The organism is Shinella zoogloeoides (assembly GCF_003574625.1).
GTDB classification, from domain to species: Bacteria; Pseudomonadota; Alphaproteobacteria; order Rhizobiales; family Rhizobiaceae; genus Shinella; species Shinella zoogloeoides_A.
Map to the genome: position 1 here is coordinate 30,822 of NZ_QNUJ01000017.1, position 25,802 is coordinate 56,623.

The following is a 25,802-nucleotide window of genomic DNA, read 5'->3' on the forward strand; positions in this document are numbered from 1 at the left end:
CCATGAGGACAGTCCGTGAGCGACACGAACGATTCCGGCGAGACGCAATTCGGACGCGGCGAGGCCTCCGGCCAGCCCCGCATCATTCCGAAGTCCGCCAATGAGGCCCTGCGCCCCGAGCAGGTGCCCGAACCGCCGAGCCGCCGCCGGTCGCGCAAGGCGCGCAGCCAGGTCGTCATCTTCCTGAATTTCGTCATGACCGTGGTCGTCTTCGCCACGCTCATCGGCGTCGGCATCTTCTATTACGGCATCAAGAGCTATGAGGAAGCCGGCCCCCTGACCGCCAACACGAACTTCATCGTTCGCGGCGGCGCCGGCACCAACGAGATCGCCGCCAACCTCGAGCGCAACAACATCATCAGCGACAGCCGCGTCTTCCGCGTGCTCTCGCGCGTCTATCTCGACGGCGAGACGCTGAAGGCCGGTGAATACGAGATCAAGGCCGGCGCCTCCATGCGCGAGATCGTCGAGCTGCTGAAATCCGGCAAGTCGATCCTCTACAGCGTCTCCGTGCCGGAAGGCCTGACGGTCAAGCAGGTGTTCAAGCGCCTCACCGAGGATCCGGTGCTGGAAGGCGACCTGCCGGCCGAGCTGCCGCCGGAAGGCTCGCTGATGACGGACACCTACAAGTTCTCGCGCGGCACGAAGCGCGCCGATATCCTGCACCAGATGCTCGACGCGCAGAAGGCGTTGATCGACCAGATCTGGCAGCGCCGCGACGACAACCTGCCGATCACCACCCGCGAGGAATTCGTCACGCTCGCCTCCATCGTCGAGAAGGAAACCGGCCGGGCCGACGAGCGCTCGCGCGTGGCCTCGGTGTTCCTCAACCGTCTCGAAAAGGGCATGCGCCTGCAGTCGGACCCGACGATCATCTACGGCATGTTCGGCGGCGAGGGTAAGCCCGCCGACCGCCCGATCTTCCAGTCGGACCTTGAGAAGAAGACGCCGTTCAACACCTATATTATCAAGGGCCTGCCGCCGACGCCGATCGCAAATCCCGGCCGCGCGGCGCTGGAAGCCGTCGCCAATCCCTCGCGCACGGCGGACCTCTACTTCGTCGCCGACGGCACCGGCGGCCACGTCTTCGCCGAGACGCTGGACGAGCACAACCAGAATGTCCGTCGCTGGCGTAAGCTGGAAGCGGAGAAGGCGGCCGACGCCGCCAAGGAAACGCAGGGCACGACCACCGCCCAGTAAGGGCGGGATTTCGCAAAAGGCCCCGGTTTTCCGGGGCCTCTTCGTATCTGCGCCACCTTTGATGTGGATCGCTGCCGCTTCCGCCCGCTTGCCGGTTTTCAAGGCCGGGAAACTGTTTCACTTTGGATATCCAATACCGGGTACGCTGCGCGTATCCGGCAGGCCCGCCCGAGCGGGCCGCCACTGGAGGCTGACATGACATTGCAATCGATGACCGGCTTTGCGCGGGTCGAGGGAACCAGTGGGCGCGCCCGCTGGGCGTGGGAACTGCGTTCGGTGAACGGCAAGGGGCTCGACATGCGCCTGCGCCTGCCGCCCGGCTTCGAGGCGCTGGAGGCGGATGTGCGGCGCCTTGCCGGCGAAGCCTTCTCGCGCGGCAATCTGCAGGTCGGCCTTGCCACCAGCGTCAGCGAAGCGGATATCGAGGCCGTCGTGAACCAGGGCGCGCTGGCCGCCGTCCTTGCCCTGCGCGACCAGCTTGCCGGCACTATCGATCCCGCTCCGGTGAAGCTCGATACGCTGCTCTCCGTCCGCGGCATCGTGGACTTCCGCGAGGCGGAGGAGAGCGAGGACGAGCGCGCGGCGCGGGATGGCGACATCCGGGAGGGCTTTGTCGAGGCGGTCCGCCGTCTTGCCGACATGCGGCGCAAGGAGGGGAGCGCGCTCGCCGGCATCCTGCTCGGCCAGGTCGCCCGCATCGAGGCATTGACGGAGGTGGTCGAGGCCGACCCTTCGCGCAGCGTGACGGCAATCGCCGAGCGGCTGGCCGGGCAGGTCGCCATGCTGCTGCAGGGCGCGAGCGCGCTCGACCGCGACCGGCTGCACCAGGAAGCGGCGTTGCTCGCCACCAAGGCGGACCTGCGTGAGGAGATCGACCGGCTGAAGGCCCATGTGGCGGCCGCGCGCGAACTCATCGCCGCAGGCGGCCCCATCGGCCGCAAGCTCGATTTTCTCGCACAGGAATTTAACCGGGAATCGAATACGATCTGTTCCAAGTCGAACGCTGCTGCTGTAACGGCTGCAGGCATCGAGCTGAAGGTCGTCATCGACCAGTTCAGGGAACAGGTCCAGAATTTGGAGTAGGCCATGGCCGAACCGTCGAAAGAGATCCATATCGAGCGCCGCGGGCTCATGCTCGTCATCTCCTCGCCGTCGGGCGCGGGCAAGTCGACCATCGCGCGCAACCTGCTGGAGGCCGATCCCGGCCTCAGCCTGTCGGTCAGCGTGACGACGCGCCAGCGCCGCGCCAGCGAGATTGCCGGCCGGCACTATCACTTCATTTCCAAGCGTGAATTCGAACTTCGCCGCGACTCTGATTCTCTGCTCGAATGGGCCGAGGTGCACGGCAATTTCTACGGCACGCCGCGCGAGCCGGTGGAAGAGGCGATGTCCGCCGGCCGCGACATGCTCTTCGACATAGACTGGCAGGGCGCCCAGCAGCTTCAGGAGAAGATGCCGGCCGACGTCGTCTCGATCTTCATCCTGCCGCCGTCGATGACCGAGCTGCAATCGCGCCTGCACCGCCGCGCGGAAGACACGGAAGAGGTCATCCAGACCCGCCTCGCCAATTCCCGCGCCGAGATCGAGCACTGGCGCGAATACGACTACGTCATCCTCAACGACGACCTCTCCGTCGCCTTCGATGCCGTGCAGAGCATCGTGAAAGCCGAGCGCCTGCGCCGCGACCGGCGGCATGGGCTGTTCGATTTCGTGACGAATCTGGTGACGGAGAAGCCGGTTCTCTAACGGGTCAGTGCCGATCGCACGGTTCCCATTTCGGGATAGCCCCTCACCCTAACCCTCTCCCCGCAAGCGGGGAGAGGGGACTTGCCCCACGAGCGGTTGCTGATTGGGGAAAACGGCGCGGCATATCCCTTCTCCCCGCTTGCGGGGAGAAGGTGGCCGGCAGGCCGGATGAGGGGCCATGCCCATGCCTCAGAGCGCGTTCGCCAGCCGCACGAACTCTTCCACGCTCAGCGTCTCCGCCCGCCGCTGCGGATCGATCTCCGCCTTTGCCAGCAGCGCTTCGCCGCCGAGCGACTTGACGCTCTGCCGCAGCATCTTGCGGCGCTGGCCGAAGGCCGCATGGGTGACGCGCTCCAGCGCCGTGACATCGCAGGGCAGGGGATTGGCGTTCGGCTCCAGATGCACGACGGAGGACGTGACCTTCGGCGGCGGCGTGAAGGCCTGCGGCGGCACGTCGAAGGCCATGCGGGCATCGGTGCGCCAGCCGCAGAGCACGCCGAGCCGGCCGTAATGGTCGTCGTTCTCCCCGGCGACGATGCGCAGGCCCACCTCGCGCTGGAACATCAGCGTCAGCGACTCCCAGAACGGTGGCCAGCGCTTCGGCAGCAGCCAGTTGACGAGCAGCTGCGTGCCGACATTGTAGGGCAGGTTGGCAATGATGCGCACCGGCTCGCCGGGCGCCAGCGCCTCGAAATCCGTCTTGAGCGCATCGCCCTCGATCACCGTCAGGCGGCCGGGATAGTGCTCGGAGATTTCCGCCAGCGCCGGCAGGCAGCGGGCATCGCGTTCGATGGCGATGACGCGTTTCGCGCCGAGCGCGAGAATGGCGCGCGTCAGGCCGCCGGGCCCGGGGCCGACCTCGATCACCGTATGGTTCTCGATGGAGCCGGCGGTGCGGGCGATCTTCTGGGTGAGGTTCAGGTCGAGCAGGAAGTTCTGCCCGAGCGCCTTCTTCGCATCGAGCCCATGCCGCTGGATGACGTCGCGCAGCGGCGGAAGTCCGTCGAGTGCCGCCATCATGCCGTCTCCCCTGCTGCACGCTCATGCGCGGCAAGCGTATTCGCCAGCTGGAGCGCGGCGAGCAGGCTGTCGGGCCTCGCGACGCCCTTGCCGGCCAGCGAGAAGGCCGTGCCATGGTCCGGCGAGGTGCGGATGAAGGGCAGACCCAGCGTCGCGTTGACCGAATCGTCGAAGCCGAGTGCCTTGGCAGGGATCAGCGCCTGGTCGTGATACATGCAGAGCGCCACGTCATAGGTGGCGCGGGCGGCATCGTGGAACATCGTATCGGCCGGCAGCGGGCCGACGGCGTCGATGCCGGCGGTCTTCAGCCGTTCGACCGCGGGGCGCACGATGGCGTCGTCCTCCAGCCCCAGCGCGCCGCCTTCGCCGGCATGGGGGTTGAGGCCGGCAATTGCGAGGCGCGGGCGCTCGATGCCGAAGCGGCGGCGAAGGTCGCGCGCGGTGATCGTCGCCGTCTCGACGATGAGGTCCTCGGTGAGGGCGGCGGGGACGTCCTTCAGCGGAATATGGATCGTGACGGGAACGGCGCGCAGCTTCGGGCCCGCCAGCAGCATGACGGGGAGGAGAGCCTCCCGGCCGGTCGCCCTCGCGGCAAGATCGGCAAGGAACTCGGTATGTCCCGGAAAGCCGAAGCCGGCATCATAGAGAACCGCCTTGGCGATCGGGTTCGTCACGACGGCGGAGGTTCGCCCCGCCATGGTAAGATGGACGGCGGTCTCGATCGAGCCTGTTATGGCCGCGGCGTTGCCGGCATCCGGGGCGCCGGGAACGACGGGCGCCCGGCAGTCGCGGGCAAGAACGGGAATGGCTTTGGGGAAGACGGCAGCTGCCGTTTCCGGCTCCGCCGCGGCGATGGTGACGTCGAGGCCGAGCAGGACGGCCCGCTCACGCAGCACCTTGGCATCGCCGATGAACAGGAAGGCTGGAAGCGAGAGCCGTTCACGGGCGGCCCAGAGGGTGAGGGTAATGTCCGGCCCGATGCCGGCGGGATCGCCCATGGTGAGCGCCAGCGGAGGTGTGTTGGTCTGCGTCATGGGCCCCCGCCGCGAAAGCGCTTCCGGCATGGTGCGCAGCGATTGCCGCCGGAATGCATGGAGAGATAAGGCAAGGGCATCGAATGATGCCCTTGCGGGTTCGAGAAGCGCCCCGAGGAGCGCCGGATCAGCGTTCGGTGATCGTCGCCTTCTTGCGAAGTTCGGCGATGTACTTCTTGCTGTTCTCGTCGTTCTCGTTGTTGCCCTTGGAATTGGCGATGTCCTCCGCGCGGAAGACCATCTCGGCGGCGACGTCGTCGTTGACTTCCCGCTTCTTGCAGATCGCCAGATATTCGACGCCGCGTTCGGTGACGCGCGTGCCGGTCGTCTGGCCGGTCGTCTTCTCGATCAGCGGCTTCCAGTCGTCCGGCATCTGGGGCGCGAGGACGCGGCCGAGATCGCGGATCGACACGTCATGCATCGTCGCGGCGAAAGCCTTTGCCTGGTCGCAGCCGGGGAATTTCGAGCGGGAGGCTTCCGCCTCCGCCTTGCGCTTGCCGAGGATCGCGTTGCGGCGCTTTTCAGGTACGACGAAAATCACCTGCTTGAGGAAATATTCCGTCGTCACCGGCTTCTTGCCGCCGTTCTCCTGCATGCGCTCGGCAAGCGTCTTGCCGTTGGTCGAACCGCCGAAGCGGGCATTGACCACGCGCGGCCAGCTCATCTGGACGGCGATGAACTGCTTGAAATGCTCCGGTCCGACCCCGGCCTGGTTCAGGATCTTGCCGAGCTGGTCGGGCGACATCTTGTTCGAGGAGGCAAAGCGCGCATAGGCGGCGTCCACTTCCGAGGTGCTGACGGAGGCCCCCGCACGCAGGACCTCTCCGCGCTTCAGCGCTTCCTCGATGAGTTCCTCGCGGGCTTTGCTGCGAAGGTTGCCCTTCGCGTGCTGCAGCTTCAGGAAGTTGACGCGGCGTTCAAGATCCCCGGAGGTGATCGGCGTGTTGTTGACGACGGCAACGACCGAGGTGGCGGCCTCGGCGGAACCCATCGGGACAGCGATCGTCACAGCCGCTGCAAGCGCAGCGCCCACCATCATGGAACGCACCAGAGATTGTCTGCCCATCATGCCAGTCCCTCTATCCAAATCCATTTCGCCCCGCCGGTCCACGCCACGAAAGCGCATGACGGCAACGGTCTATTGCCCCGGATGCATAATACATACGGCCAAACGATGACAAGAGCGGCAAGCGAACGCTATTCGAAGCCGGTGAGCGTGGAATCCCCCACCCGGATGTCACCGAGGGTACGGAACATCAGGCGCGCGCCGATCGACCAGTCGTTCGCCGTGTTGTCGTACTTGTCCCGCTCACGCTCATAGAAGAGCGAGAAGACGGTATCCCGGTCGTCGTAGGAAATGCCGATCCCGTCGCGTGAGATGACATGGTTGCCGATGTCGTAAGTCAGCGAGCCGAAGACGGACCAGTAATCGTGGAACTTGAAGACGGCCTTGCTCTGGAGTTCGCTCGCGCTGTTTTGCAGGCCGTAGTCGGGCTGCCCTGCAATGCGCGTATAGACGAATTCCGTCGCGACCTTGACGCCGTCGTAACGCAGGGCGGTATCCGAGCGGCGAAGCGAGAAATCGTCCTTGTCGAGACGTGCGCTGGTGGAGAAGGAGATGCCGTTCGGCAGGTCGAAGCCCGCCATGCCGACATAATCCGAGCTGTTCGTTTCAAGACCGGAATTCGCGCCGGCATTGACGAGGTCCGGGGTTGCGAAGGAATTCACGCCGCCGAGCTGGAAGGACTGGCCGATGATGCTGCGCAGGAGCACGCCATTGTCGAACGTGCCGGTGTAGCGCAGGCCGATATTGGCCCGGGTGCCGCCCTCGATCCGGTCGAAGCCCGAGAACTTGTCCCGTTCGAAGAGGTTTGTGGCATCGAAGACGAAGCTCTGGGAATCCTCGTTCGGCAGCCTGCCGGCAAGGTCTTCGTTCGGGCGTGCGTAGATCTGCGCGATCGGCTCGAAGAGATGGGTACTGTAATCCGTCGTCGCGAGGATCGGGTAGCGTGCTTCCAGCCCCGCCGTCAGCATCGAACGGGTGGCACTGCTGTCTGACTCGTAGTTTCCAGCATAGCCCGCTGGCGAACGCATATCGAGGCGATGGATATCGCCGCGCGCTGCCAGCAAAGGCGTGAGAACAAGGCCGCCCGGAACCACGAACTGGCGCTTCCATTCCACTTCGCTCGTCAGGCGGGTCATGCCGCCTTCGAGGCCTCGGAAGCGATCCACCCCGCCGAGCGTCGTATAGGTATCGGCGAGATCGCGGTCGATGTTCGTGATGTTCGTCGTCACGCTGAGTTCGCCACCGAGCACGGACTGCGGCACGATATACTCGTGGTCCAGCGTCTGGGCGATCGCCTGGCGGCGCTCGTCTTCGTCGTTCGGATCGGCGTCCTGGACATCGAAATAGAAAGCGCGCAGGTCGAAGCTGTTGCGGCGGCCAAGGCCCGACAGATAGCCTTGGTTGACATATGTCTTGTCCTTCAGGCCGCCTATTTCGTAGGTGCGCGAGAAGTTGTTGTCGGTCTGCGCCATCACGTTCCAGCCGAACGCCCAGCGCGGATTGATCTTGAATTCACCCGTGGAGGCGACCATGCCGCGGAAGCCGTCTTCCAGGCGGTCGCTCGTATTGGCCGTGAAGACGTCCGAGTTCAGCTGCCGGATGCCGGCGGCGCGCAGCGTTATCATGCCGTTGTGGAAGCGCTTGCGGAATTCCGCCTCCATCAGGAAGCCCTGATTGGTCAGGACGGTCGGCGACAGCGTCGCGTCCATGTCGGGGGCGATCGCGATATAGTAGGGGGTCGTCACGCCGAAGCCGAGCTTCTGCGCATACTGGAACTTCGGGAAGAGGAAGCCGGTCTTGCGCTTGACGGTATGGTCCGGCACCTCGAGCACCGGGATATAGGCGATCGGCTTGCCGAACATCTCGAAGCGGGCGCGCTCGAGGCGGATCGTCTTGGTGCGGCCGTTCTGCACGATGCGCTCGGCCTTGACCTCCCAGACGCCGCGATGCGTCGGGTCGGTGGCGCAGGGCGTACAGGCGGTATAGACGGCGTGGTTGAGGATCATCTCCTCGTCGTTGACGCGTTCGCCGCTGGTGGCCGCCATCTTGGTGAGGTCGGTGGTCTCGACGCGCAGCGCGTTGACGAAGCCGTTGGCGAAATCGTCCGAAAGGTCCATCTCCTCGCCATAGAGGCGATTGCCGGTCGGTTCGATCAGTTCGATATTGCCGCGGGCTTTCAGCCGGCCCGTCTTCTGGTCGTATTCGACCTCGCGGGCGACGAGATGGTAGCCGCCGTAATTGATCTGTACGGCGCCGCGGGCGACAACCGTCTCGCTGTCCCTGTTATAGACGAGTTCGTTGGCAGCAAGAACCAGCTTGCTGCCTTCGGGAATCTTCGGCTCCATCGTCCCGATATCGGGCGACTGGGCATATGCGGGCAGGGAGAAGACGGGCATGAGGGCGCACGTGGCCGCACCTGCAAGCAGGGCGGCTTTCAACCACCGATTCTTTTTGCGGTCGCCTGCCGCCACTAGCCGTCCTCCTGATGCAGAAGAATCGTCGCGCCCAAGGACATTGCGACGACCACTGGGAGCCAGGCCGCAACGAACGGAGGAACAACACCGCTGCTTCCGAATGCCTTCACAAGCACGGTGACGACATAAAGCATGAAGCCTGACAGGATTCCACCCAGAATCACCGCACGCGATTGGTTAAACCGACTAAATTTTAACGATACACAGGCCGCGATCAGCGTCATCGCAACCAGGAGAAGCGGCAGCGAAAGCATCGAGTGGAGCTGCGTTTGCATCGCATAGGTCGGGAAGCCGAAGGATCTGGCGGCCTCGATCTTTCGTCCCAGCTCGAAAAACGCAATGTTTTCAGGTTTCTCCAGGCTCTCCTGGACGAATTCCCGTTTCAGGTTGGTACGAAGCTGTACCTCGTCGAGACGAACCGGCAATTCGCCGATGCGAGTCTCGCGGACGTTCTTAAGAAGCCAGTAACCATCTTCCAAAGTGGCCGAGTCGGCGTCCTGCCTGAGGACGATCCCGCCGGCCTGGTCGAAGTGGATGACGGAGACGTTGAGAAGGCGCGTGCCGCCGTCGAGCATCGCCTTGGCGCCGATGATCGCCTGGTCCTTGCCGTAAATCTGGCGCAGCCATGGAACGGTGTTTTCGGCCCGTGCATTGGTCGCGCCCCAGGAAGCTTCGAGTTCCTGCGATTTTCTGTTGCCCCAGGCGGCAAGCGGATTGAGCACCAGCACGGCGGCAAGGCCGAACAGGAAGGCGCCGACGATGAAGGGGCGCAGGAACTGCCAGACGGAAATGCCCGCCGCGCGCGTCACGACCAGTTCGTAACGGCGGTTGAGCGAGATCAGCGCGGCCATGCCGGAAAACAGCGCAACGAAGGGCACCGTCTGCATGAGGATCGTCGGGATGCGCAGCGCCGTGACGAGAAGGCCGATCGAGACCGTATAATGCGGCAGCGCGCCGGCGCGGTTCGACATCTCGCTGAAATCGATGATGAAGACCAGCGAGAAGACGCCGAGCAGGAACCACACCGTGGTGGTGATGTAGCGGCGGAAGAAATAGAGGCCGAGCGTGCGAATCATGAGCTGGCGCCCCCGCCGGCGGAGGGCGTACCCGGGCTGATGAACCGCGAAAGCAGCCTTGCGCGCAACGCCGCCAGCCTTTCGCCGAGCGTGGCCGGAATCTCCAGGCTCTTGTTGCGCGCTAGATAGCGGATCGCGAGACCCCCGGTGACGAGCGGTATGAGATACATGATCACGGTGAAGGCGATCGAGTTCTCGGCATTGTTCGATGCATAGAAGCTCGCCCAGCGAATGAAGAGCGCCGTCAGCAGCGCGGTGACCATCGGATGGATGCGCGCTTCACGGTGCGAGCGCGCGTCGCCGCTGACGACGAGCGCGATCAGGCCGAAGACCGCGGGCAGCAACCACTCGGAGAAGCGGCGGTGCAGCTCGGCGGTGAAAGCGCCCGGATTGCGCTTGAAATAGGGGTCTTCCGGGTCGGGGTCGAGAAGGTAGGGCAGGTCCCGGTCCTTCGGCCTTATATTGGCCTGCCCGGCGCTCTGGGTGAGGTCGGCAAGGTCGAAGGCATAGGATTCGAAGCGGATGACCGAGACATTGCCGTCCGGCAGCTTGCGGTGCACCTCGCCGTCCTTCATCACCAGTGCCGAGCTCTTCTCGTCCACGGCGCCCTCGCGGGCGTAATAGACCATCTCGAAGCGCGGATCGCGCGTATCGGCAACGAAGATGCCGCGCAGGACGCCGCCGTTGCGCCGTTCGGCAACCTGTACATAGAGGCCGTCGGTGATCTTGCGGAAGGTGTTTTCCTGCACGACCGCGGAGAGCATGTCGGCATGGGCCGTCGCGATCATCTTGCGAACGGCCATGCGCGAATAGGGCTCGACGAAATTGTCGACGGCGAAGGAGACGAAGCTCATCGCCACGGCGAGGATCATGATCGGCCGGATGATCGTGACGCGCGAGGCGCCCGCCGAATTCAGCACCGTCAGCTCCGAATCGCCGTTCATCACGGTCAGCGTCTGCGAAACGCCGATGACGAGGGCGAAGGGCAGGATGATCGGAATGACGGACGGCAGAATCAGCGTCGCGAGCTTCACGAAGGCGAAGATCGACTGGCCGCTGTCGGTGACGAGGTTGATGCTGGTCAACGCCTGCGTGACCCAGACGATGCCGAGCAGGGGCAGGAGCGTGGCGACGAACATGAGCGACGCCCGCCGCAGGATATAGCGCTCGATCAGTTTCATCTTTCAGTCCGCACGTCCGACAAGCGGTTCCGGTCCACGCCCAAGGCGCCCGTCAACGGAACTGCAAATGGGCATATAAGCTTTCTTGAGGCTGACGCCATAGCGAAGAGTGTCCGCCCGGATGGAAAATTTCTGGCGAACAAGCATGCTTAACGATCTCTAAACAAGCGGGCGCGTCTTGCCAAGCGCCGCAAAAGCGACAAGGAATTGATGCGACTGGAGCCGTTCCGGCAAAAGCGCAAGGCGGTTTTGCACGCGGAGCGGCAGAAACGAAAGATGGAGCTTCCCGCGATTCGCGGAAAGCTCCGGTGGCCCGCGCGGCTGAAATAAAAGGCCGCAAGGCCATATCGGAGTGAATCATGGCTTTCAAATTCGACATCGGTTTCGCAAAGACGGCGCGCGGGGCGGGTGACCTCGCGATCCTTCTGCAGGTCGCCGGCGGCGAGCCCGCGGCGATCGGCGAGGTCGATCCGGCTGGCGCCGTGGCTCGCGCGGCCGGCGTTGCGAAATTCACCGGCAAGGCGCTGAAGAGCCTCGATGTTCTCGCACCGCATGGCGCATCGGTCGACCGCATCCTCGTGCTCGGCCTCGGCGAGGCGGAAAAGCTCGTTGCGCATGACTGGCTGAAGCTGGGCGGGGCCGCTGCCGGCAGGATCGGCCGCGCCGAGAAGGTGGCGATCCATCTCGATGCCCCCGGCGTCTCGGTGACGGGGAAGAACGCCGCCGACTTCGCGCTCGGCCTGCAACTCGGCGCCTACAGCTTCGACCTCTACAAGACGAAGAAGAGCGACGACGACGAGGCGAAGAACGGCAAGGCGGTCAAGGTGACGATCGTCACCGCCGAGGCCGGCGCGGCGAAGAAGGCGAACGACGTCTCCGAGGCCGTTGCCGAAGGCGTCATCCTCGCGCGCAACCTCGTCAACGAGCCGGCCAACGTGCTCGGCCCCGTCGAATTCGCCGATAAGGCCAAGGCGCTGGAGAAGCTCGGCGTCGAGGTGGACATCCTCACCGAGCGCGAGATGAAGAAGCTCGGCATGGCCGCCCTGCTCGGCGTTGCGCAGGGCTCCGTTCGCCCGCCGCGCCTCGCGGTCATGCACTGGAAGGGCGGCAAGGAGAAGGACCGGCCGGTCGCCTTCATCGGCAAGGGCGTCGTCTTCGACACCGGCGGCATTTCCATCAAGCCGGCCGCCGGCATGGAGGACATGAAGGGTGACATGGGCGGCGCGGCCGCCGTCATCGGCCTCATGCACACGCTCGCGGCCCGCAAGGCAAAGGCCAATGTCGTCGGCATCCTCGGCCTCGTGGAAAACATGCCCGACGGCAATGCCCAGCGCCCCGGCGATATCGTCAAGTCGATGTCCGGCCAGACCATCGAGGTCATCAATACCGATGCCGAAGGCCGCCTCGTTCTCTGCGATGCGCTCTGGTACTGCAACGAGACCTTCAAGCCGCAATTCATGGTGAACCTTGCGACGCTGACCGGCGCCATCATGGTCGCGCTCGGCAGCCACCATGCCGGCCTGTTCTCCAACGACGACACGCTCGCCGCGCGCCTCACCGCCGCGGGCCTTTCGACGAACGAGCGCCTCTGGCGCATGCCGCTCGGCCGCGAATACGACAAGATGATCGACAGCAAGTTCGCCGACATGAAGAACACCGGCGGCCGCTATGCCGGCTCGATCACCGCCGCGCAGTTCCTCCAGCGCTTCGTCAAGGACACGCCCTGGGCGCATCTCGACATCGCCGGCACCGCCATGGGCTCGCCGACCGACGAGATCAACCAGTCCTGGGCCTCCGGCTTCGGCGTGCGCCTGCTCGACGAACTCGTGCGCGCCCATTACGAAGGGTGAGGGAGAGGTGAGCGAAGTCCTCTTCTATCACCTGACGGAATCCAAGCTCGAAGACGCGCTGCCGCCGCTGCTCGACAAGAGTCTGGAGCGCGGCTGGCGCGTCGTCGTGCAGGCGGGCGATGCCGAGCGCCGCGATGCGCTCGACACGCATCTGTGGACCTTCCGCGAGGACAGTTTCCTGCCGCACGGCACCGACGAGCAGGCATTTCCCGAAGAGCAGCCGGTGCTGCTGACGGCAACGCCCGACAACCCGAACGCCGCCACCGTCCGCTTCCTCGTCGCCGGCGCGCCGCCGCCGCCGCTCGACGCCTATGAGCGCGTCATCTTCATGTTCGACGGCTACGACCAGAGCGAGGTGGAAACCGCGCGCGAGCACTGGAAGCGCCTGAAAGGCGAGGGGCACCAGCTAACCTACTGGCAGCAGAACGGCGACGGGCGCTGGATGAAGAAGGCCTGATCCGGCCGCCTTCTCCGAGGCATCGAAGATGACATCGCGCATCCCCGCGATGCGCCTTTCGTCTTGCGCGGATATGCTTGTGGGTATATACCCGAGAAATGACCAAGGACATGTGTCACTGCATCGTGCTGCGCAAGGCCTCGCGCCGGGTCTCGTCCTATTACGACGAGGCGCTGGCGCCGCTTGGCGTGAACATCGCGCAGTTCAGCCTGCTCAGGAACATCGACCGCATGGCGCCTGTATCGCTGACCGATCTGGGCATGCGCGTCGAACTCGACCGCTCGACGGTAGGGCGCAATGCCAAGGTGCTGGAGCGCATGGGGCTGGTGGCGATCCGGCCCGGCAAGGACCAGCGCGAGGCGACGCTGGCCGTGACCGACGAGGGGCGCGCAATCCTCGGGGCAGGGGCACCGCTATGGGACGGCGTTCAGGCCGATATCGAATCGCGGCTCGGGCCGGGCGGCGCCGAGCAGTTGCGGCAGCTTCTTGCCGCGCTCTGATTTTTTTGACAGGAAATGGGTATCTGCCCGCATTTTTGAGCAGATGCTCCAAACCCGACCGCACCGGCGGCGATCAGGAAAGGGACTTCGACCATGTTCTCCGCAAACCTCGCCAGATGGATGGCCGACCGGAACCTCCACTACGGCTGGGTGGTTGCCGCGACCACCTTCCTCACCATGCTGGCGACTGCCGGGGCCATGGGCTCGGCGGGCGTCATGATCCTGCCCCTGCACGAGGAGTTCGGCTGGGATATTGCCGAGATTTCCTCCGCCATGGCCGTGCGCCTCGTGCTCTTTGGGCTCCTCGGTCCCTTTGCCGCCGCCTTCATGAATCATTTCGGCATCCGCCAGGTCGTGACGGCCGCACTCGTCCTCATCATGAGCGGCATCGTCGTCTCCTTCTTCATGACCGAGGTCTGGCAGCTTCTGCTGCTCTGGGGCGTGGTGATCGGGGTCGGCACCGGCATGACGGCGCTGGTTCTGGGCGCGACCGTCGCCACCCGCTGGTTCTCGAAGCGCCGGGGCCTCGTCGTCGGCCTGATGACGGCGAGCACAGCGACCGGCCAGCTCGTCTTCCTGCCGCTGCTTGCCGCGCTGACCGAGGCCTATGGCTGGCGCATCGCGCTGACGCTGTCGGTCGCCGTCATCGCCGCCGCCATGTTGTTCGTTCTTCTGCTGATGCGCGACCATCCCGCCGATGTCGGCCTGCCGGCCTATGGCGAGACGGCCATCGTCAAGCCGCCCCGGCAGGATCACAATCTGCGCGCCACCTTGCTTGCCCCGCTCATCACCCTGAAAAGCGTTTCCGCCAATCCGGTCTTCTGGGTTCTCTTTGGCACCTTCTTCGTTTGCGGGCTTTCGACCAACGGCCTCATCCAGACCCATTGGATTTCGATCTGCGGCGATTTCGGCATGGCGGCCGTAACCGCCGCAAGCACGCTCGCCGTCATTGGCGTCTTCGATTTCTTCGGTACGGTTTTCGCCGGCTGGCTGTCGGATCGCTACGACAACCGCTTCCTGCTTTTCTGGTTCTACGGGCTGCGTGGCTTCTCGCTGATCTATCTGTCCTTCTCCGGCTTCAGCATGCTGGAACTGTCAGTCTTCGCCGTCTTCTACGGTCTGGACTGGGTCGCGACGGTGCCGCCGACGGTCAAGCTCGCGGCGGAAAATTTCGGTCGCGAAAAGGCGGGGCTGGTTTTCGGCTGGGTGTTTGCCGGCCATCAGCTCGGCGCGGCGACGGCCGCCTTCGGCGCGGGCTACCTGAAGAGCGACTACAACACCTACATGCCCGCCTTGCAGATCGCCGGCCTCATGTGCGTGCTGGCCGCGCTCTCGGTGCTGCTGCTCAGGCGGCCGGGGGCAAGCCCGGCCGCTGCCGCGGCCTGACGGCCCAACGAAAAAGGCCCGCCGGGAGGCGGGCCTTATCTCAATCGTAGAACGAATCGACGAACTTCCGTCGTCCGAGCATGAACGCATCCGCGACGTGGCGGAGCGGCGCGAGGTCGACGTCGGACTTTCCGGCCTTGATGATCTCGGCGAAGCGCTTGTAGAGCATCGGATATTCCTGTTCCGGCTCCTCGTGCACCAGCTTGCCGTCGATGGAGAGCTTGGCGCCGCCTTCCGACAGCACCATCTCGCCGGCATCCGTCTTGGCGACGATGTCCCAGCTCTGCTTGCCCGTCTGGCGCCAGTCGAACTCGGCGGCAAGGTCGAGTCCCTTCGCATCCGAGAAGGTCATCGAGGCGGCGATGGGCGCGTCGCGGTTTTCCGGGAACTCCAGCGTCGCGGCGGTGATGAAGACCGGGCGCGGCAGGATATGGGTGACGATGGAAAGCGCATTGATGCCCGGATCGAACACGCCGAGGCCGCCCGCCTGCCAGATCCATTCCTGGTTCGGATGCCAGTGGCGCACGTCTTCCTTCCAGATCACCCGCATGGAGCGGATCGTCGTGCCGGCGAGAAATTCCTTCGCGGCCTCGACGGCCGGCGCATAGCGCGAGTGCCAGCTTGCAAAGAGCGAAAGCCCCTTGGCGGCGGCGAGCGCCTCGAGGTCGGCGACCTCGGAAAGCGTCGCGCCCGGCGGCTTTTCGAGGAAGACGTGCTTGCCGGCGGAAAGCGCCTTCTCGGCCGCCTCGTAGCGATATTGCGGCGGCATGCAGAGCGATACGGCGTCGATGGCGGGGACAGCGGCCAGCATTTCGTCGATCGACTTGAAATTGTCGATGTCCTCGACCGTGCCGTGGCGGCTCGCCGCGGCGATCAGTCGGTAGTCGCCGTTTTTCGCGACGGCCGGAAGATGCTGGTCGCGCACGATCTTGCCGACGCCGACGATTGCGAGATTGATCGGGGACATGGTTCCGCCCTCATTTGTATGATGATTTGGCGTTGTTGTAGCAGAACCCTCGGCGGGAGCAAGGCCGCAGCGATGCCTCCCGCTGCCTATCCTTTGTGCAACGGCCTTAAAGCCGCATTCGCCTTTCGTCTAAGACGGCGGCTGAGAGCGGGAAAACCGGGCTTTGTGCTTGAAACGGGCTTTGAAATCGGCACTCTGACTCTGTCTGGCACCAAACAAATAACAAGCCGGGCGGGGAGGAATTGATTATGAAGACGCTGCTGGTCCTCAGCCGGCTCATCGACGCGATCACGGAAAATATCGGAAAGGCCGTTGGCTGGCTGATCCTCGTCGCCGTTCTCGTCAGCGCCGGCAACGCCATCGTGCGAAAGGTGTTCAACACATCGTCCAACGCCTGGCTCGAGGCGCAATGGTATCTCTTCGGCGGGGCCTTCATGCTCGCTGCCGCCTATACGCTGGCGCAGAACGAGCATATCCGCATCGACGTCGTCTACGGCAAGTTCTCGCGCCGGGTGCAGCACTGGATCGACCTTCTCGGCCATCTCCTGTTCCTGATGCCCTTCGTGCTGCTGATGGTCTATTACCTCGTTCCCTATGTGCTGATGTCCTTCCGCTCGGGCGAGGGCTCGTCGAGCGCCGGCGGCCTCATCGTCTGGCCGGCCAAGGCCATCCTGCTCGCCGGCTTCGTGCTGCTCGCCTTCCAGGGCGTATCGGAGATCGTCAAGAAGATCGCCATCATGCGCGGCGACATGGACGATCCGACGCCCTACAACCCCACGCATGCCCCCCTCGAAGACGCCGTTGCCGGGGAGAAGGGCGCATGATCGAGTTCATTGCGGAAAATCTCGCGCCGATCATGTTCGTCTCGCTGATCGTGTTCCTGCTGCTCGGCTATCCGGTGGCATTCGCGCTCGCGGCAAACGGCCTGCTTTTCTTCGTCATCGGCGTGGAGCTCGCGCCGCTCTCCGATTCGATAAACCTCTCCTGGCCGCTGCTGAATGCCATGCCGGAGCGGCTCTGGGGGGTGATGTCGAACGACACGTTGCTGGCCATCCCCTTCTTCACCTTCATGGGGATCGTGCTCGAACGATCCGGCATGGCCGAGGACCTGCTCGACACGATCGGCCAGCTCTTCGGGCCGATCCGCGGCGGCCTTGCCTATGCGGTGATCTTCGTCGGCGCGCTGCTGGCGGCCACCACCGGCGTCGTCGCCGCCTCGGTCATCGCCATGGGCCTCATCTCGCTGCCGATCATGCTGCGCTACGGCTACGACCGGTCCATCGCCTCGGGCGTGATCGCAGCCTCGGGCACGCTCGCCCAGATCATCCCGCCCTCGCTCGTGCTGATCGTGCTTGCCGACCAGCTCGGCCGCTCGGTCGGCGACATGTATGCCGGCGCGCTCATCCCGGGCCTCGTTCTCACCGGCCTCTACATGGGCTACATCCTGCTGATGACCTTCCTGAAGCGGGATTCCATGCCGGCATTGCCGCTGGAGGCGCGTTCGCTGGGCTCGGGCGTGACGTCGCTGGCCATCGCGCTCGTGGTCGCGGCCGGCTTTGCCTATGCCGCCCATGTCTACCTCGCCCCGACCCATGGCGAGAATGCCGACATCCTCGGCGCGACCGTCGGCGTGATCTTCATCTATATCGTGGCGCTGGCTGACAAGTCGCTCAACATCAACATGATGTCGCGGCTCGCCCAGCAGGTCATCATCGTGCTGATCCCGCCGCTGGCGCTGATCTTCCTCGTGCTCGGCACCATCTTCCTCGGCATCGCGACGCCGACGGAAGGCGGCGCCATGGGCGCGGTCGGCGCGCTGGCCATGGCGGCGGCCAAGGGGCGGCTCAACATGGATGTGATCCGCTCCGCGCTCACCTCCACCACGCGCCTTTCGGCCTTCGTGCTGTTCATCCTCATCGGCGCGCGCGTCTTCTCGCTCACCTTTTACGGCGTCAATGGGCATCTGTGGGTCGAGCACCTGCTGGTCTCGCTGCCGGGCGGCGAGACGGGCTTCCTGATCGGGGTGAACCTGCTGGTCTTCTTCCTGGCGTTCTTCCTCGATTTCTTCGAGCTCGCCTTCATCATCGTGCCGCTGCTGGCGCCCGCCGCCGACAAGCTCGGCATCGACCTCATATGGTTCGGCGTGCTGCTCGGCATCAACATGCAGACGAGCTTCATGCACCCGCCTTTCGGCTTCGCGCTGTTCTACCTGCGCTCGGTCGCGGCGAAGGTGCCCTATCTCGACAAGGTGACGGGCAAGCTGACGCAGCCGGTGACGACGGGGCAGATCTATTGGGGCGCGGTGCCCTTCGTCGGCATCCAGATCCTCATGGTCGCGCTCACCATCCTCTTCCCCGGCATGGTCATGCACTACAAGGGCGAGGGGAGCGGCGTCGATCCGGCGACGATCAAGATCGAGGTGCCCGGCTTCGGCACCGGCCTGACGCTGCCCGACAACGGCGGCGGCCTCGGCCTTCCCGGCGGCCTGCAGCTTCCGGCCGGCAATCCGCTGGACGGAAGCGGCGGGGAAAAGCCGGCCGAAGGCGGCCAGCCCGGCACGGAGCAGAAGCCCGCCACGGACCTGTCGAGCCCGCCGTCGTTCAATTGAGGGGCCGGGGGAGCCTGCCCCTCATCCCGCTGCCGCGACCTTCTCGCCGCAGGCGGGGAGAAGGTGCCGGCAGGCGGATGAGGGGCATGGCAGGCGCTGTCGTCTCCGGATATGGCAACAAACGAAAACCCCGGAGCATCGCTGCCCCGGGGTTTTCCGTCTCTGCTTCCGCCAGCCCTTACAGCTTGTTGCTGCGCTGCTGGATCATCATGAAAGTGTCGTAGTTGTATTCGGCGATCTGGGCGTTGAGGTAGAACTCGCCGCGGAAGGCCTTGATCGAGTCCCAGATCTTCTTGAAGGTCGGGTTCGAGGCTTCCATTTCGGCATAGACCTCATTGGAGGCGTCGAAGCAGGCCGACAGGATTTCCTGGCTGAACGGGCTGAGCTTCGCGCCGGCGGCGACGAGGCGCTTGATGGCGGCCGGGTTCAGGTAGTCGTATTTCTGCAGCATGTCCGCGTCGGTCGCCTGGCAGGCGGTGCGCAGCAGCGACTGGTAGTTCTTCGGCAGGCTCTCGAAGGCCGCCTTGTTGAAGAGGGCATGCACCGTCGGGCCGCCTTCCCACCAGCCGGGATAGTAGTAATAGGGCGCGACCTTGAAGAAGCCGAGCTTCTCGTCGTCATAGGGGCCGACCCATTCGGCCGCGTCGATCGTGCCCTTTTCGAGCGCGGGGTAGATGTCGCCGCCGGCGATCTGCTGCGGCACGACGCCGAGCTTTTCGACGACTTTGCCGGCAAAGCCGCCGATGCGCATCTTCAGGCCCTTCATGTCGGCGACGGTCTTGATCTCCTTGCGGAACCAGCCGCCCATCTGCACGCCGGTATTGCCACCCGGAAAGCCGATGAGGCCCTGCGTCGCGAGGAATTCGTTGAAGAGGTCGATGCCGCCGCCATGGTACTGCCAGGCGTTCATGCCGCGCGCGTTGAGCGCGAAGGGCACGGCCGCGCCGAGCGCCCAGACCGGGTCCTTGCCCCAGTAATAGTAGGAAACCGTATGCGCCGCCTCGACCGTGCCGGCCGATGCCGCGTCGGCCGCCTGGAGGCCGGGCACGATTTCACCGGCCGCGAAGACCTGAATCTGGAAATTGCCGTCCGTCGCCTCGGAGACGTATTTGGAAAGGACCTCCGCGCCGCCATAGATCGTGTCGAGCGACTTGGGGAACGACGAGGCGAGGCGCCAGTTGATCTTGGGGCTGCTCTGGGCGATGGCCGGTGCGGCAAGCATCGTGGCGGCAGCGCCCCCGACGCCGGCGACACCGGCTTTGCGGATGAATGAACGACGATCCATGGTTTTCCTCCCAATGACGAGCGGGTCCCATCCCGCTTTCGTGCCATCGGGCGGAAGCTAACCACGGCGGGTTCGGCGTTTCAACCCGGCGAGGAGGGAAGGCGAAAGCCGCGCGCTACGACTTTCGTCTTAGAGGCAGTCCGCACAATCTGCCTGTTTTTCAGGCGTTTCCGAAGAAGGAGCCGCGGCGGCCGTCAGCCCGCCATCGCATCCTCATACTCGGCGGAGAGCTCCAGCCACTGCTCCTCGGCATCGTTCAGCCTGTCGACGGCCATGGAGCGCAGCTTGGCCTTCTCGGCGGCCTTGGCGGGGCTCTTCTCGTAGAGCATCGGATCCGCAAGCTCGGTGTCAAGAAGTTGAATCTGCTTCTGCAGCTTTGCCGTCAGGGACTCGATTTCGTTGATCTTTTTCTTCAAGGGCGCAAGCTGCGCGCGCCGGTCGGCATTGGCCTTGCGCAGCTCGGCCTTGTTCGCCTCGCCGCCATTGGCGGTCTTGTCCCGGTCGTCTTTCCTGGCGGATTGGACGATGAGGCTGCGATAATCCTCCATGTCGCCATCGAAGGATTTGACGGTGCCGTCATTGACCAGCCAGAGCCGGTCGACGGTCGCCTCGATCAGGTGGCGGTCATGCGAGATCAGGATGACGGCGCCCTCGTAGTCGTTCAGCGCCTCGATCAGCGCGCGGCGGCTGTCGATGTCGAGATGGTTCGTCGGCTCGTCGAGGATGAGCAGGTTCGGCGCGTCGAAGGCGGCAAGGCCCATGAGGAGGCGGGCCTTCTCGCCGCCCGAAAGGTCCTTGGCGGCGGTCGACATCTTTTCCGTCGCAAGCCCCATCTGTGCCACGCGGGCGCGGACCTTGGCCTCCGGCGCCTCCGGCATCAGCCGGCGCACATGCTCGACGGGCGACTGGTCGGGAATGAGGTCGTCGAGCTGGTGCTGCGCGAAGAAGCCGATCTTGAGGTTCGGCGCCTTCTTGATGGCTCCGGCCTCGGCGTCGAGACGGCCCGAGATGAACTTGGCGAAGGTCGACTTGCCGTTGCCGTTCGAGCCGAGCAGCGCGATGCGGTCGTCATTGTCGATCCTGAGATTGATCTGCTTGAGGATCGGCTTGCCCGGCACATAGCCGACCGCGCCGCCCTCGATGGCGATGATGGGTGAGGCGGGCTGCTTTTCCGGCTCGGGGAAGGTGATGGGCTGGACATGCGTCTCGATCACGGCGGCAACCGTGCCCATGCGCTCCAGCGCCTTGATGCGGCTCTGTGCCTGCCGGGCCTTGGTCGCCTTGGCGCGGAAGCGGTCGATGAAGCTTTGCAGGTGTTTTCGCGCGGCGTCGTTCTTGGCCTTCGCCTTCATCTGCAATTCGTCGGCCTCCGCCTTCTGGCGCTCGAACTGATCGTAGGAGCCGCGGTAGAAGGTGAGCTTCTGCTGGTCGAGATGGACGATGGAATTGACGGCGGTGTTCAGCAGGTCGCGGTCGTGGCTGATGACGATGACCGTGTGCGGATAGCGCTTCACATAGTCTTCCAGCCAGAGCGTGCCTTCGAGGTCGAGATAGTTGGTCGGCTCGTCCAGCAGCAACAGGTCCGGCTCGGAGAACAGCACGGCCGCGAGCGCCACGCGCATGCGCCAGCCGCCGGAAAAGCTTTTCGCCGGGCGCCGCTGCGCCTCGTGGTCGAAGCCGAGGCCGGCAAGGATGCTGGCGGCGCGCGATTCGGCCGAATGGGCGCCGATATCGGTGAGCCGCGTCTGGATCTCGGCGATGCGGTGCGGGTCGCTCGCCGTCTCGGCTTCCTTGAGGAGGCTGGCGCGCTCCTTGTCGGCGGCAAGCACGATCTCGATCAGCGCTTCGTCCGTGCCCGGCGCTTCCTGCGCCACCTGGCCGATGCGCGCGTTCTTCGGCAGCGAGATGGTGCCGGCCTCCGGGGCGAGGTCGCCGGTGATGATGCGGAACAGCGTGGACTTGCCGGTGCCGTTGCGCCCGACGAGACCCGCCTTCGTGCCGCTCGGCAGCGAAACGGAGGCATTGTCGATGAGAAGACGCCCGGCGACGCGGGCAGTGAGGCCGGAAATCGTGATCATGCCGGCTCTATAGAGCAATTCCCGCGAAAGTGCGAAGCGCTTTTGGCCGGGAAAAACGTCAAAAGGGAAGGTGGCTCAGCCTGCGGCGCCCGCCCGGTAGAGCCGGCCCGCCCGCTCGGACACCTCGGCCGAATAGATGCGCAGCGCAATGCCGCTTTCCCCCGCATAGGCGAGCGCCTGTTCCGCCTGTTCGTAGAGCATGGGGGGCGAGCTTGCCGAATCGCTCAGCGAGACCCCGGCCGTCAGCGTCAGGAAGCCGGCCGGCAATTCGCGATCCATGAAGGGAAACGGCTTTTCGGCGACCCGCACCGCGATGCGCCGGGCGATGGTGACGGCGATCTCGCGGCTGACATCGCTGAGGAGGAGGCAGAAGAGGTCCGGCCCGGTGCGGGCGACGAAATCGTGCTTCTTCACCGACTGGCGGAAGATGGCGGCTAGCCGCTTCAGCGTCTTTTCCGCCGCGCCCGCCGGATGCGTCTCGGCAAATTCCTTCAGCTGCTCGACGCGGAAGAGGAGAAGCGCGGAGGTGCTCTCGCCGGCCTCCTTCTGGAAGAAGTCCTTCAGGCGGCCGATGAGGGCGGCGTGATTGGCAAGGCCCGTCACCGGATCGTGCGTCAGCGCCGCGCGGCTGACGGAAAGGCCGGAGCGCAGGCCGTCGAGATGGTTCTGGAGGTCGTCGATGCGCGCGGAGGCAGCCCTGTCGGCGCCGAGGATGTCCTGCACCAGCGAGAGCAGGCGCACCGCGTCGCCCGAAAAATCCGAAATGCCGAGCACCGGGTCGCGGTTCATGCGCGCGGCGATCTCCTCGAGCTCCAGCACGGCGGCGGCGCGCTGGCGCTGGTTTTCCTCCGTCGTCTTGGAGATTTCCGAGAGCAGGCGCACGGCTTCGCCCGCGGCCTGGCCGGCGGCGAGCACATTGTGGCTCGGCAGCGAATGGCGCAGCGCAATCGAATCGAGGGCCGACTGCTCGGGCGCCTTGCCCAGCGCCGCGATCTCGCGCGAAACGCCCGCATTGCCGTTCAGCGCCTCGAAGAGAAGCTCGTAGTTGCGCGGCAGCGCGGCAATGCCGAGGCTGGCCATGACATGGGCGATGCGCGCCATGATCGGCGGTACGGGGGACTGCGCGTCCTTGGGGGCGGGTTGTGCCTTGCTGCTCATGAAACGCCGTAAGGTGAGGCGCGGGCGGCGGAGGCCTGCCCGCTGGGATCTGTCGGCGTAACTATCGGATTGCGCGGTTAATTTTGCGTGTGCCGAATCAAGGATTCGACCGCACTTGACGAATGTCAGGGACGTGGCTGTCCGGCGGGCGATGGGCAGGCGCCCCGCCCGCCACAACCTGCGGGCGGTCAGGCCGTGCGCCGGGCGAGCGGGATCACCCGCATCATCTGGCTGATCACCGTCGGGCGCCGCGCATTGTTGGCGCGCAACGTCCTGTTTTGCAATTCCCGCATGGCGGCGGCGTAGCCCTCGGCCCGCGCCTCGTCCAGCGCGACGTCGAATGTCTTTTCGATCACCGGATAGCATTCTTCCGGCAGGTAGGCGTTCGGGGCGTCCGTGCCGTAAACGCGGGCCATCTTGCAAAGCGTACTGCCGAGCAGGGCTGCCCACTCTTCGTTCGTTCTTGCCATTGTATTTCCTCTCTCCGGGCGAGGCGCGTGCCGTTCGGCATTGGCCCCAATGGCAGCGACTATCCCATCACCGATCGCCCGTGCCTGTCACCTGGGTGACAGGGCGGTACAGCCCCCAAATCGGTGTCGAGCGCTTCCATACTCCTCGACTGTATCACTACTGTTGCAGGAACAGGAAGATGTCATTCACCCTAAAATTTATAGGAATTCCGTTCCCTCCGTCCGCAGGAAGTAGATGAGGTCGAGCGACAGGCTCGACCCGCCGAGTGCCGTGAGCATGGCGTGGCACTGGCCGCGATGATGGGTCTGATGGTTGAAGACATGGGTCAGCGCCGCACGCAGCGAATGAGTGACGACCGAAGGATTGGTGATCGGGCTATAGGTGAAATCCGCTGCGATCCGTTCCTCCGTCAGCGAATCGACGAAGGCGGCAAGCCGGGCGTCTTCCGTCTCCCTCGCGGCCGCAAGGCTTGCCAGGTCCTCGTGCAGGATGGCGTCCAGCCGGCTGGGCGCGGCGCCTTCCCCGGTGAAGCGCTTCATCCAGATTCGGTCGGCGGCAAGCAGGTGGTTCAGCGTGCCGTGCAGCGAGCCGAAGAAGGCGCCGAGATTCTTGCGATAGTCGGAATCGTCGAGCTTGGCGGTCTCCGCATAGACGAGGCGGTTGGCCCAGCCGTTGTAGGCGGCATACATGCGATAGTGGTCGAGCATCGTTGTCTCCGTGGTTTGCCGGACTATAGACCGGCCTGCGATATCGCGCGTGAATGCCATCCATGAAATTATCTGATTTGCGCCGGGTGCCGCGCTGCGCTCCTATGCGGCCGGATCGATCGAGGAGGTTGCCATGACACGACTGCTCTATGCGCTCGCCGGCGCGGACAAGGCCCGCCAGTTTTCGCCCCATGTCTGGAAGACGGTGATGTCGCTCGCTCACAAGGGGCTCGACTACGAGACGGTGCCGGTCGGCTTCACCGAGATCCCGGCTATCGAGGACGGCAGCACGGCGACGGTGCCGGTGCTGCGCGACGGCGACCGGCTGGTGCGCGACAGCTTCGACATCGCCGTCTATCTGGACGAGGCCTACCCCGACCGGCCGACCCTGTTCGGCGGGGAGGGCGGCCGCGCGATGGCCCGGTTCATCGAGACCTGGTCGCAGTCGACCCTGCACATGGCCGTCACCCGCATCGCCATCCTCGATATCCACGAAATGCTCGGGCCGGACGATCGGGCCTATTTCCGCCGCAGCCGCGAGGCGCGGCTCGGCGCCTCGCTGGAGGACATCGCCGCCGCCGGCGCGGCGGAGATCGAAGGCTTTGCGAAAAGGCTCCAGCCCCTGCGCAACATGCTGAAGGTGCAGCCCTTCATCGGTGGGGAGGGACCGCTCTTTGCCGACTATATCGTCTTCGGCGCGCTGCAATGGCTGCGCACGACGGCGGGCACGAAGGTGCTGGAGGAAGACGACCCCGTCGCGCTCTGGTTCGCCCGCTGCCTCGACCTTCACGGTGGTGCCGGCCACCGTGTGACGGCTGCATGAAAGTTTGAGGGCCGGACCGGCAAAAGCTGCCACCCTCTTGTTTTGCGGGGCGTTGGCGGCTATGGAACCGCCACTTTCACCGGAAAACCAAGGGAAACGGGAAAATGGCGATTGAACGCACCTTTTCGATGATCAAGCCGGACGCGACGAAGCGCAACCTGACCGGCGCCATCACCAAGATGCTTGAAGATGCGGGCCTCCGCGTCGTTGCTTCCAAGCGCGTCTGGATGAGCCGCCGCGAAGCCGAAGGCTTCTACGCCGTTCACAAGGAACGTCCGTTCTTCGGCGAACTCGTCGAAGGCATGACCTCCGGCCCGACGATCGTCCAGGTTCTCGAAGGCGAGAACGCGATCCTCAAGAACCGCGAAGTCATGGGCGCCACCAACCCGGCCAATGCCGACGAAGGCACCATCCGCAAGACGCACGCCCTGTCGATCGGCGAAAACTCGGTCCACGGCTCCGACGCCCCGGAAACCGCTGCCCAGGAAATCAAGTACTGGTTCTCCGACACCGAAATCGTCGGCTGAATCGGTTTGTCCGGCTCGGGCCGGAAACCTTTGAAATGACTCGGGAACCGGGGCCGTAAGGCTCCGGTTCTTATACATTACGAGGCCGGATCATCGGTTATGATGATCCGGCCTCGTTTGTCATTTGGGTGATCGCAACACCTTGGTGACGATGCGCAGAGCGGTTGGTCCTTCCGGGCCTGAACTTT

General features: G+C 64.7%; 23 protein-coding genes. 11 read left to right on the forward strand and 12 right to left on the reverse strand.

Going from position 1 to position 25,802, the window contains the following annotated elements:
• Positions 1-15 precede the first annotated feature (15 nt).
• The 3 genes from mltG to gmk all read left to right on the forward strand — a co-directional run bounded on the left by mltG (position 16) and on the right by gmk (position 2,946).
• Positions 16-1,200: an endolytic transglycosylase MltG gene (gene mltG, locus DSD28_RS25000; protein WP_119259150.1), complete on the forward strand. Its 1,185-nt coding sequence runs from the start codon at positions 16-18 to the stop codon at positions 1,198-1,200.
• A gap of 195 nt (positions 1,201-1,395) precedes the next feature.
• Complete coding sequence (locus tag DSD28_RS25005) at positions 1,396-2,283, forward strand: YicC/YloC family endoribonuclease (protein WP_119259151.1); 888 nt, start codon at positions 1,396-1,398, stop codon at positions 2,281-2,283.
• Positions 2,284-2,286: 3 nt separating this feature from the next.
• Positions 2,287-2,946: a guanylate kinase gene (gene gmk / locus DSD28_RS25010; protein ID WP_119259152.1), complete on the forward strand. Its 660-nt coding sequence runs from the start codon at positions 2,287-2,289 to the stop codon at positions 2,944-2,946.
• A 189-nt stretch (positions 2,947-3,135) separates the two neighbouring features.
• Here gmk and rsmA read toward each other — a convergent pair whose 3' ends face one another.
• The 6 genes from rsmA to lptF all read right to left on the reverse strand — a co-directional run bounded on the left by rsmA (position 3,136) and on the right by lptF (position 10,797).
• The gene (gene rsmA / locus DSD28_RS25015) at positions 3,136-3,963 is read right to left on the reverse strand and encodes a 16S rRNA (adenine(1518)-N(6)/adenine(1519)-N(6))-dimethyltransferase RsmA (protein ID WP_119259153.1); all 828 of its coding nucleotides are present in this window, start codon (positions 3,961-3,963) and stop codon (positions 3,136-3,138) included.
• On the reverse strand, positions 3,963-5,000 hold the full coding sequence (gene pdxA / locus DSD28_RS25020) for a 4-hydroxythreonine-4-phosphate dehydrogenase PdxA (RefSeq protein WP_119259154.1): 1,038 nt from the start codon (positions 4,998-5,000) through the stop codon (positions 3,963-3,965). The genes rsmA and pdxA overlap by 1 nt, the downstream gene beginning before the upstream one ends.
• Positions 5,001-5,127: 127 nt before the next feature.
• The gene (locus DSD28_RS25025) at positions 5,128-6,069 is read right to left on the reverse strand and encodes a peptidylprolyl isomerase (RefSeq protein WP_119259155.1); all 942 of its coding nucleotides are present in this window, start codon (positions 6,067-6,069) and stop codon (positions 5,128-5,130) included.
• Between the two features lie 128 nt (positions 6,070-6,197).
• Positions 6,198-8,537 carry an LPS-assembly protein LptD gene (locus DSD28_RS25030; RefSeq protein WP_119259156.1) on the reverse strand — a complete coding sequence of 780 codons (2,340 nt, stop codon included), beginning with the start codon at positions 8,535-8,537 and terminating at the stop codon, positions 6,198-6,200.
• Positions 8,537-9,616, reverse strand: a complete 1,080-nt coding sequence (gene lptG / locus DSD28_RS25035; protein WP_119259157.1) for an LPS export ABC transporter permease LptG — start codon at positions 9,614-9,616, stop codon at positions 8,537-8,539. Before lptG ends, DSD28_RS25030 begins: the two co-directional genes overlap by 1 nt.
• Complete coding sequence (gene lptF, locus DSD28_RS25040; protein WP_119259158.1) at positions 9,613-10,797, reverse strand: LPS export ABC transporter permease LptF; 1,185 nt, start codon at positions 10,795-10,797, stop codon at positions 9,613-9,615. The genes lptG and lptF overlap by 4 nt, the downstream gene beginning before the upstream one ends.
• A gap of 359 nt (positions 10,798-11,156) precedes the next feature.
• Between lptF and DSD28_RS25045 the strand changes: the two genes are divergently transcribed.
• The 4 genes from DSD28_RS25045 (at position 11,157) to DSD28_RS25060 (ending at position 14,990) form a co-directional block, all read left to right on the forward strand.
• Positions 11,157-12,647 (forward strand): leucyl aminopeptidase, encoded by a 1,491-nt coding sequence (locus tag DSD28_RS25045; protein ID WP_119259159.1) that lies wholly within the window; start codon positions 11,157-11,159, stop codon positions 12,645-12,647.
• 7 nt (positions 12,648-12,654) lie between these two features.
• The gene (locus DSD28_RS25050) at positions 12,655-13,104 is read left to right on the forward strand and encodes a DNA polymerase III subunit chi (RefSeq protein ID WP_119259160.1); all 450 of its coding nucleotides are present in this window, start codon (positions 12,655-12,657) and stop codon (positions 13,102-13,104) included.
• Between the two features lie 98 nt (positions 13,105-13,202).
• Positions 13,203-13,604 carry a MarR family winged helix-turn-helix transcriptional regulator gene (locus DSD28_RS25055; protein WP_119259161.1) on the forward strand — a complete coding sequence of 134 codons (402 nt, stop codon included), beginning with the start codon at positions 13,203-13,205 and terminating at the stop codon, positions 13,602-13,604.
• A 93-nt stretch (positions 13,605-13,697) separates the two neighbouring features.
• The gene (locus DSD28_RS25060; protein WP_119259162.1) at positions 13,698-14,990 is read left to right on the forward strand and encodes an MFS transporter; all 1,293 of its coding nucleotides are present in this window, start codon (positions 13,698-13,700) and stop codon (positions 14,988-14,990) included.
• Between the two features lie 40 nt (positions 14,991-15,030).
• Here the strand turns inward: DSD28_RS25060 and DSD28_RS25065 are convergent, their stop codons facing one another.
• Entirely contained in the window at positions 15,031-15,957 is a 927-nt protein-coding gene (locus DSD28_RS25065) for a Gfo/Idh/MocA family protein (protein WP_119259163.1), read from the reverse strand.
• A 248-nt stretch (positions 15,958-16,205) separates the two neighbouring features.
• On the opposite strand from DSD28_RS25065, the gene DSD28_RS25070 reads away from it, so the two are divergent.
• The gene (locus DSD28_RS25070; protein ID WP_119259164.1) at positions 16,206-16,781 is read left to right on the forward strand and encodes a TRAP transporter small permease subunit; all 576 of its coding nucleotides are present in this window, start codon (positions 16,206-16,208) and stop codon (positions 16,779-16,781) included.
• On the forward strand, positions 16,778-18,565 hold the full coding sequence (locus tag DSD28_RS25075; RefSeq protein ID WP_119259165.1) for a TRAP transporter large permease: 1,788 nt from the start codon (positions 16,778-16,780) through the stop codon (positions 18,563-18,565). The genes DSD28_RS25070 and DSD28_RS25075 overlap by 4 nt, the downstream gene beginning before the upstream one ends.
• Before the next feature lie 178 nt (positions 18,566-18,743).
• Here the strand turns inward: DSD28_RS25075 and DSD28_RS25080 are convergent, their stop codons facing one another.
• From DSD28_RS25080 to DSD28_RS25095, 5 genes are all read right to left on the reverse strand, one after another.
• A complete protein-coding gene (locus tag DSD28_RS25080) occupies positions 18,744-19,850 on the reverse strand; it encodes a TRAP transporter substrate-binding protein (protein ID WP_119259166.1) in 1,107 nt (368 codons plus the stop codon).
• Between the two features lie 194 nt (positions 19,851-20,044).
• Positions 20,045-21,928 carry an ABC-F family ATP-binding cassette domain-containing protein gene (locus tag DSD28_RS25085; protein ID WP_119259167.1) on the reverse strand — a complete coding sequence of 628 codons (1,884 nt, stop codon included), beginning with the start codon at positions 21,926-21,928 and terminating at the stop codon, positions 20,045-20,047.
• Between the two features lie 75 nt (positions 21,929-22,003).
• Positions 22,004-23,086 (reverse strand): GGDEF domain-containing protein, encoded by a 1,083-nt coding sequence (locus tag DSD28_RS25090; RefSeq protein WP_162911551.1) that lies wholly within the window; start codon positions 23,084-23,086, stop codon positions 22,004-22,006.
• Positions 23,087-23,274: 188 nt separating this feature from the next.
• A complete protein-coding gene (locus DSD28_RS26125; protein ID WP_162911552.1) occupies positions 23,275-23,556 on the reverse strand; it encodes a hypothetical protein in 282 nt (93 codons plus the stop codon).
• Positions 23,557-23,754: 198 nt separating this feature from the next.
• A complete protein-coding gene (locus DSD28_RS25095) occupies positions 23,755-24,264 on the reverse strand; it encodes a DinB family protein (protein WP_119259169.1) in 510 nt (169 codons plus the stop codon).
• 133 nt (positions 24,265-24,397) lie between these two features.
• Between DSD28_RS25095 and DSD28_RS25100 the strand changes: the two genes are divergently transcribed.
• Together DSD28_RS25100 and ndk are read left to right on the forward strand one after the other, a co-directional pair.
• Positions 24,398-25,087 (forward strand): glutathione S-transferase family protein, encoded by a 690-nt coding sequence (locus DSD28_RS25100; RefSeq protein WP_119259170.1) that lies wholly within the window; start codon positions 24,398-24,400, stop codon positions 25,085-25,087.
• Positions 25,088-25,191: 104 nt separating this feature from the next.
• Complete coding sequence (ndk, locus tag DSD28_RS25105; RefSeq protein ID WP_119259171.1) at positions 25,192-25,614, forward strand: nucleoside-diphosphate kinase; 423 nt, start codon at positions 25,192-25,194, stop codon at positions 25,612-25,614.
• Positions 25,615-25,802 lie beyond the last annotated feature (188 nt).

What these genes read in the sequence shown, in the direction of transcription:
- ndk (WP_119259171.1), top strand. Translation starts at nt 25,192, where the DNA reads ATGGCGATTGAACGCACCTTTTCGATGATCAAGCCGGACGCGACGAAG.
- DSD28_RS25055 (WP_119259161.1), top strand. Translation starts at nt 13,203, where the DNA reads ATGACCAAGGACATGTGTCACTGCATCGTGCTGCGCAAGGCCTCGCGC.
- DSD28_RS25075 (WP_119259165.1), top strand. Translation starts at nt 16,778, where the DNA reads ATGATCGAGTTCATTGCGGAAAATCTCGCGCCGATCATGTTCGTCTCG.
- DSD28_RS25080 (WP_119259166.1), bottom strand. Translation starts at nt 19,850, where the DNA reads ATGGATCGTCGTTCATTCATCCGCAAAGCCGGTGTCGCCGGCGTCGGG.
- pdxA (WP_119259154.1), bottom strand. Translation starts at nt 5,000, where the DNA reads ATGACGCAGACCAACACACCTCCGCTGGCGCTCACCATGGGCGATCCC.
- DSD28_RS25085 (WP_119259167.1), bottom strand. Translation starts at nt 21,928, where the DNA reads ATGATCACGATTTCCGGCCTCACTGCCCGCGTCGCCGGGCGTCTTCTC.
- DSD28_RS25070 (WP_119259164.1), top strand. Translation starts at nt 16,206, where the DNA reads ATGAAGACGCTGCTGGTCCTCAGCCGGCTCATCGACGCGATCACGGAA.
- DSD28_RS25060 (WP_119259162.1), top strand. Translation starts at nt 13,698, where the DNA reads ATGTTCTCCGCAAACCTCGCCAGATGGATGGCCGACCGGAACCTCCAC.
- gmk (WP_119259152.1), top strand. Translation starts at nt 2,287, where the DNA reads ATGGCCGAACCGTCGAAAGAGATCCATATCGAGCGCCGCGGGCTCATG.
- rsmA (WP_119259153.1), bottom strand. Translation starts at nt 3,963, where the DNA reads ATGGCGGCACTCGACGGACTTCCGCCGCTGCGCGACGTCATCCAGCGG.
- DSD28_RS25005 (WP_119259151.1), top strand. Translation starts at nt 1,396, where the DNA reads ATGACATTGCAATCGATGACCGGCTTTGCGCGGGTCGAGGGAACCAGT.
- lptG (WP_119259157.1), bottom strand. Translation starts at nt 9,616, where the DNA reads ATGATTCGCACGCTCGGCCTCTATTTCTTCCGCCGCTACATCACCACC.
- DSD28_RS25045 (WP_119259159.1), top strand. Translation starts at nt 11,157, where the DNA reads ATGGCTTTCAAATTCGACATCGGTTTCGCAAAGACGGCGCGCGGGGCG.
- DSD28_RS25100 (WP_119259170.1), top strand. Translation starts at nt 24,398, where the DNA reads ATGACACGACTGCTCTATGCGCTCGCCGGCGCGGACAAGGCCCGCCAG.
- lptF (WP_119259158.1), bottom strand. Translation starts at nt 10,797, where the DNA reads ATGAAACTGATCGAGCGCTATATCCTGCGGCGGGCGTCGCTCATGTTC.
- DSD28_RS26125 (WP_162911552.1), bottom strand. Translation starts at nt 23,556, where the DNA reads ATGGCAAGAACGAACGAAGAGTGGGCAGCCCTGCTCGGCAGTACGCTT.
- DSD28_RS25090 (WP_162911551.1), bottom strand. Translation starts at nt 23,086, where the DNA reads ATGAGCAGCAAGGCACAACCCGCCCCCAAGGACGCGCAGTCCCCCGTA.
- DSD28_RS25095 (WP_119259169.1), bottom strand. Translation starts at nt 24,264, where the DNA reads ATGCTCGACCACTATCGCATGTATGCCGCCTACAACGGCTGGGCCAAC.
- DSD28_RS25065 (WP_119259163.1), bottom strand. Translation starts at nt 15,957, where the DNA reads ATGTCCCCGATCAATCTCGCAATCGTCGGCGTCGGCAAGATCGTGCGC.
- DSD28_RS25025 (WP_119259155.1), bottom strand. Translation starts at nt 6,069, where the DNA reads ATGATGGGCAGACAATCTCTGGTGCGTTCCATGATGGTGGGCGCTGCG.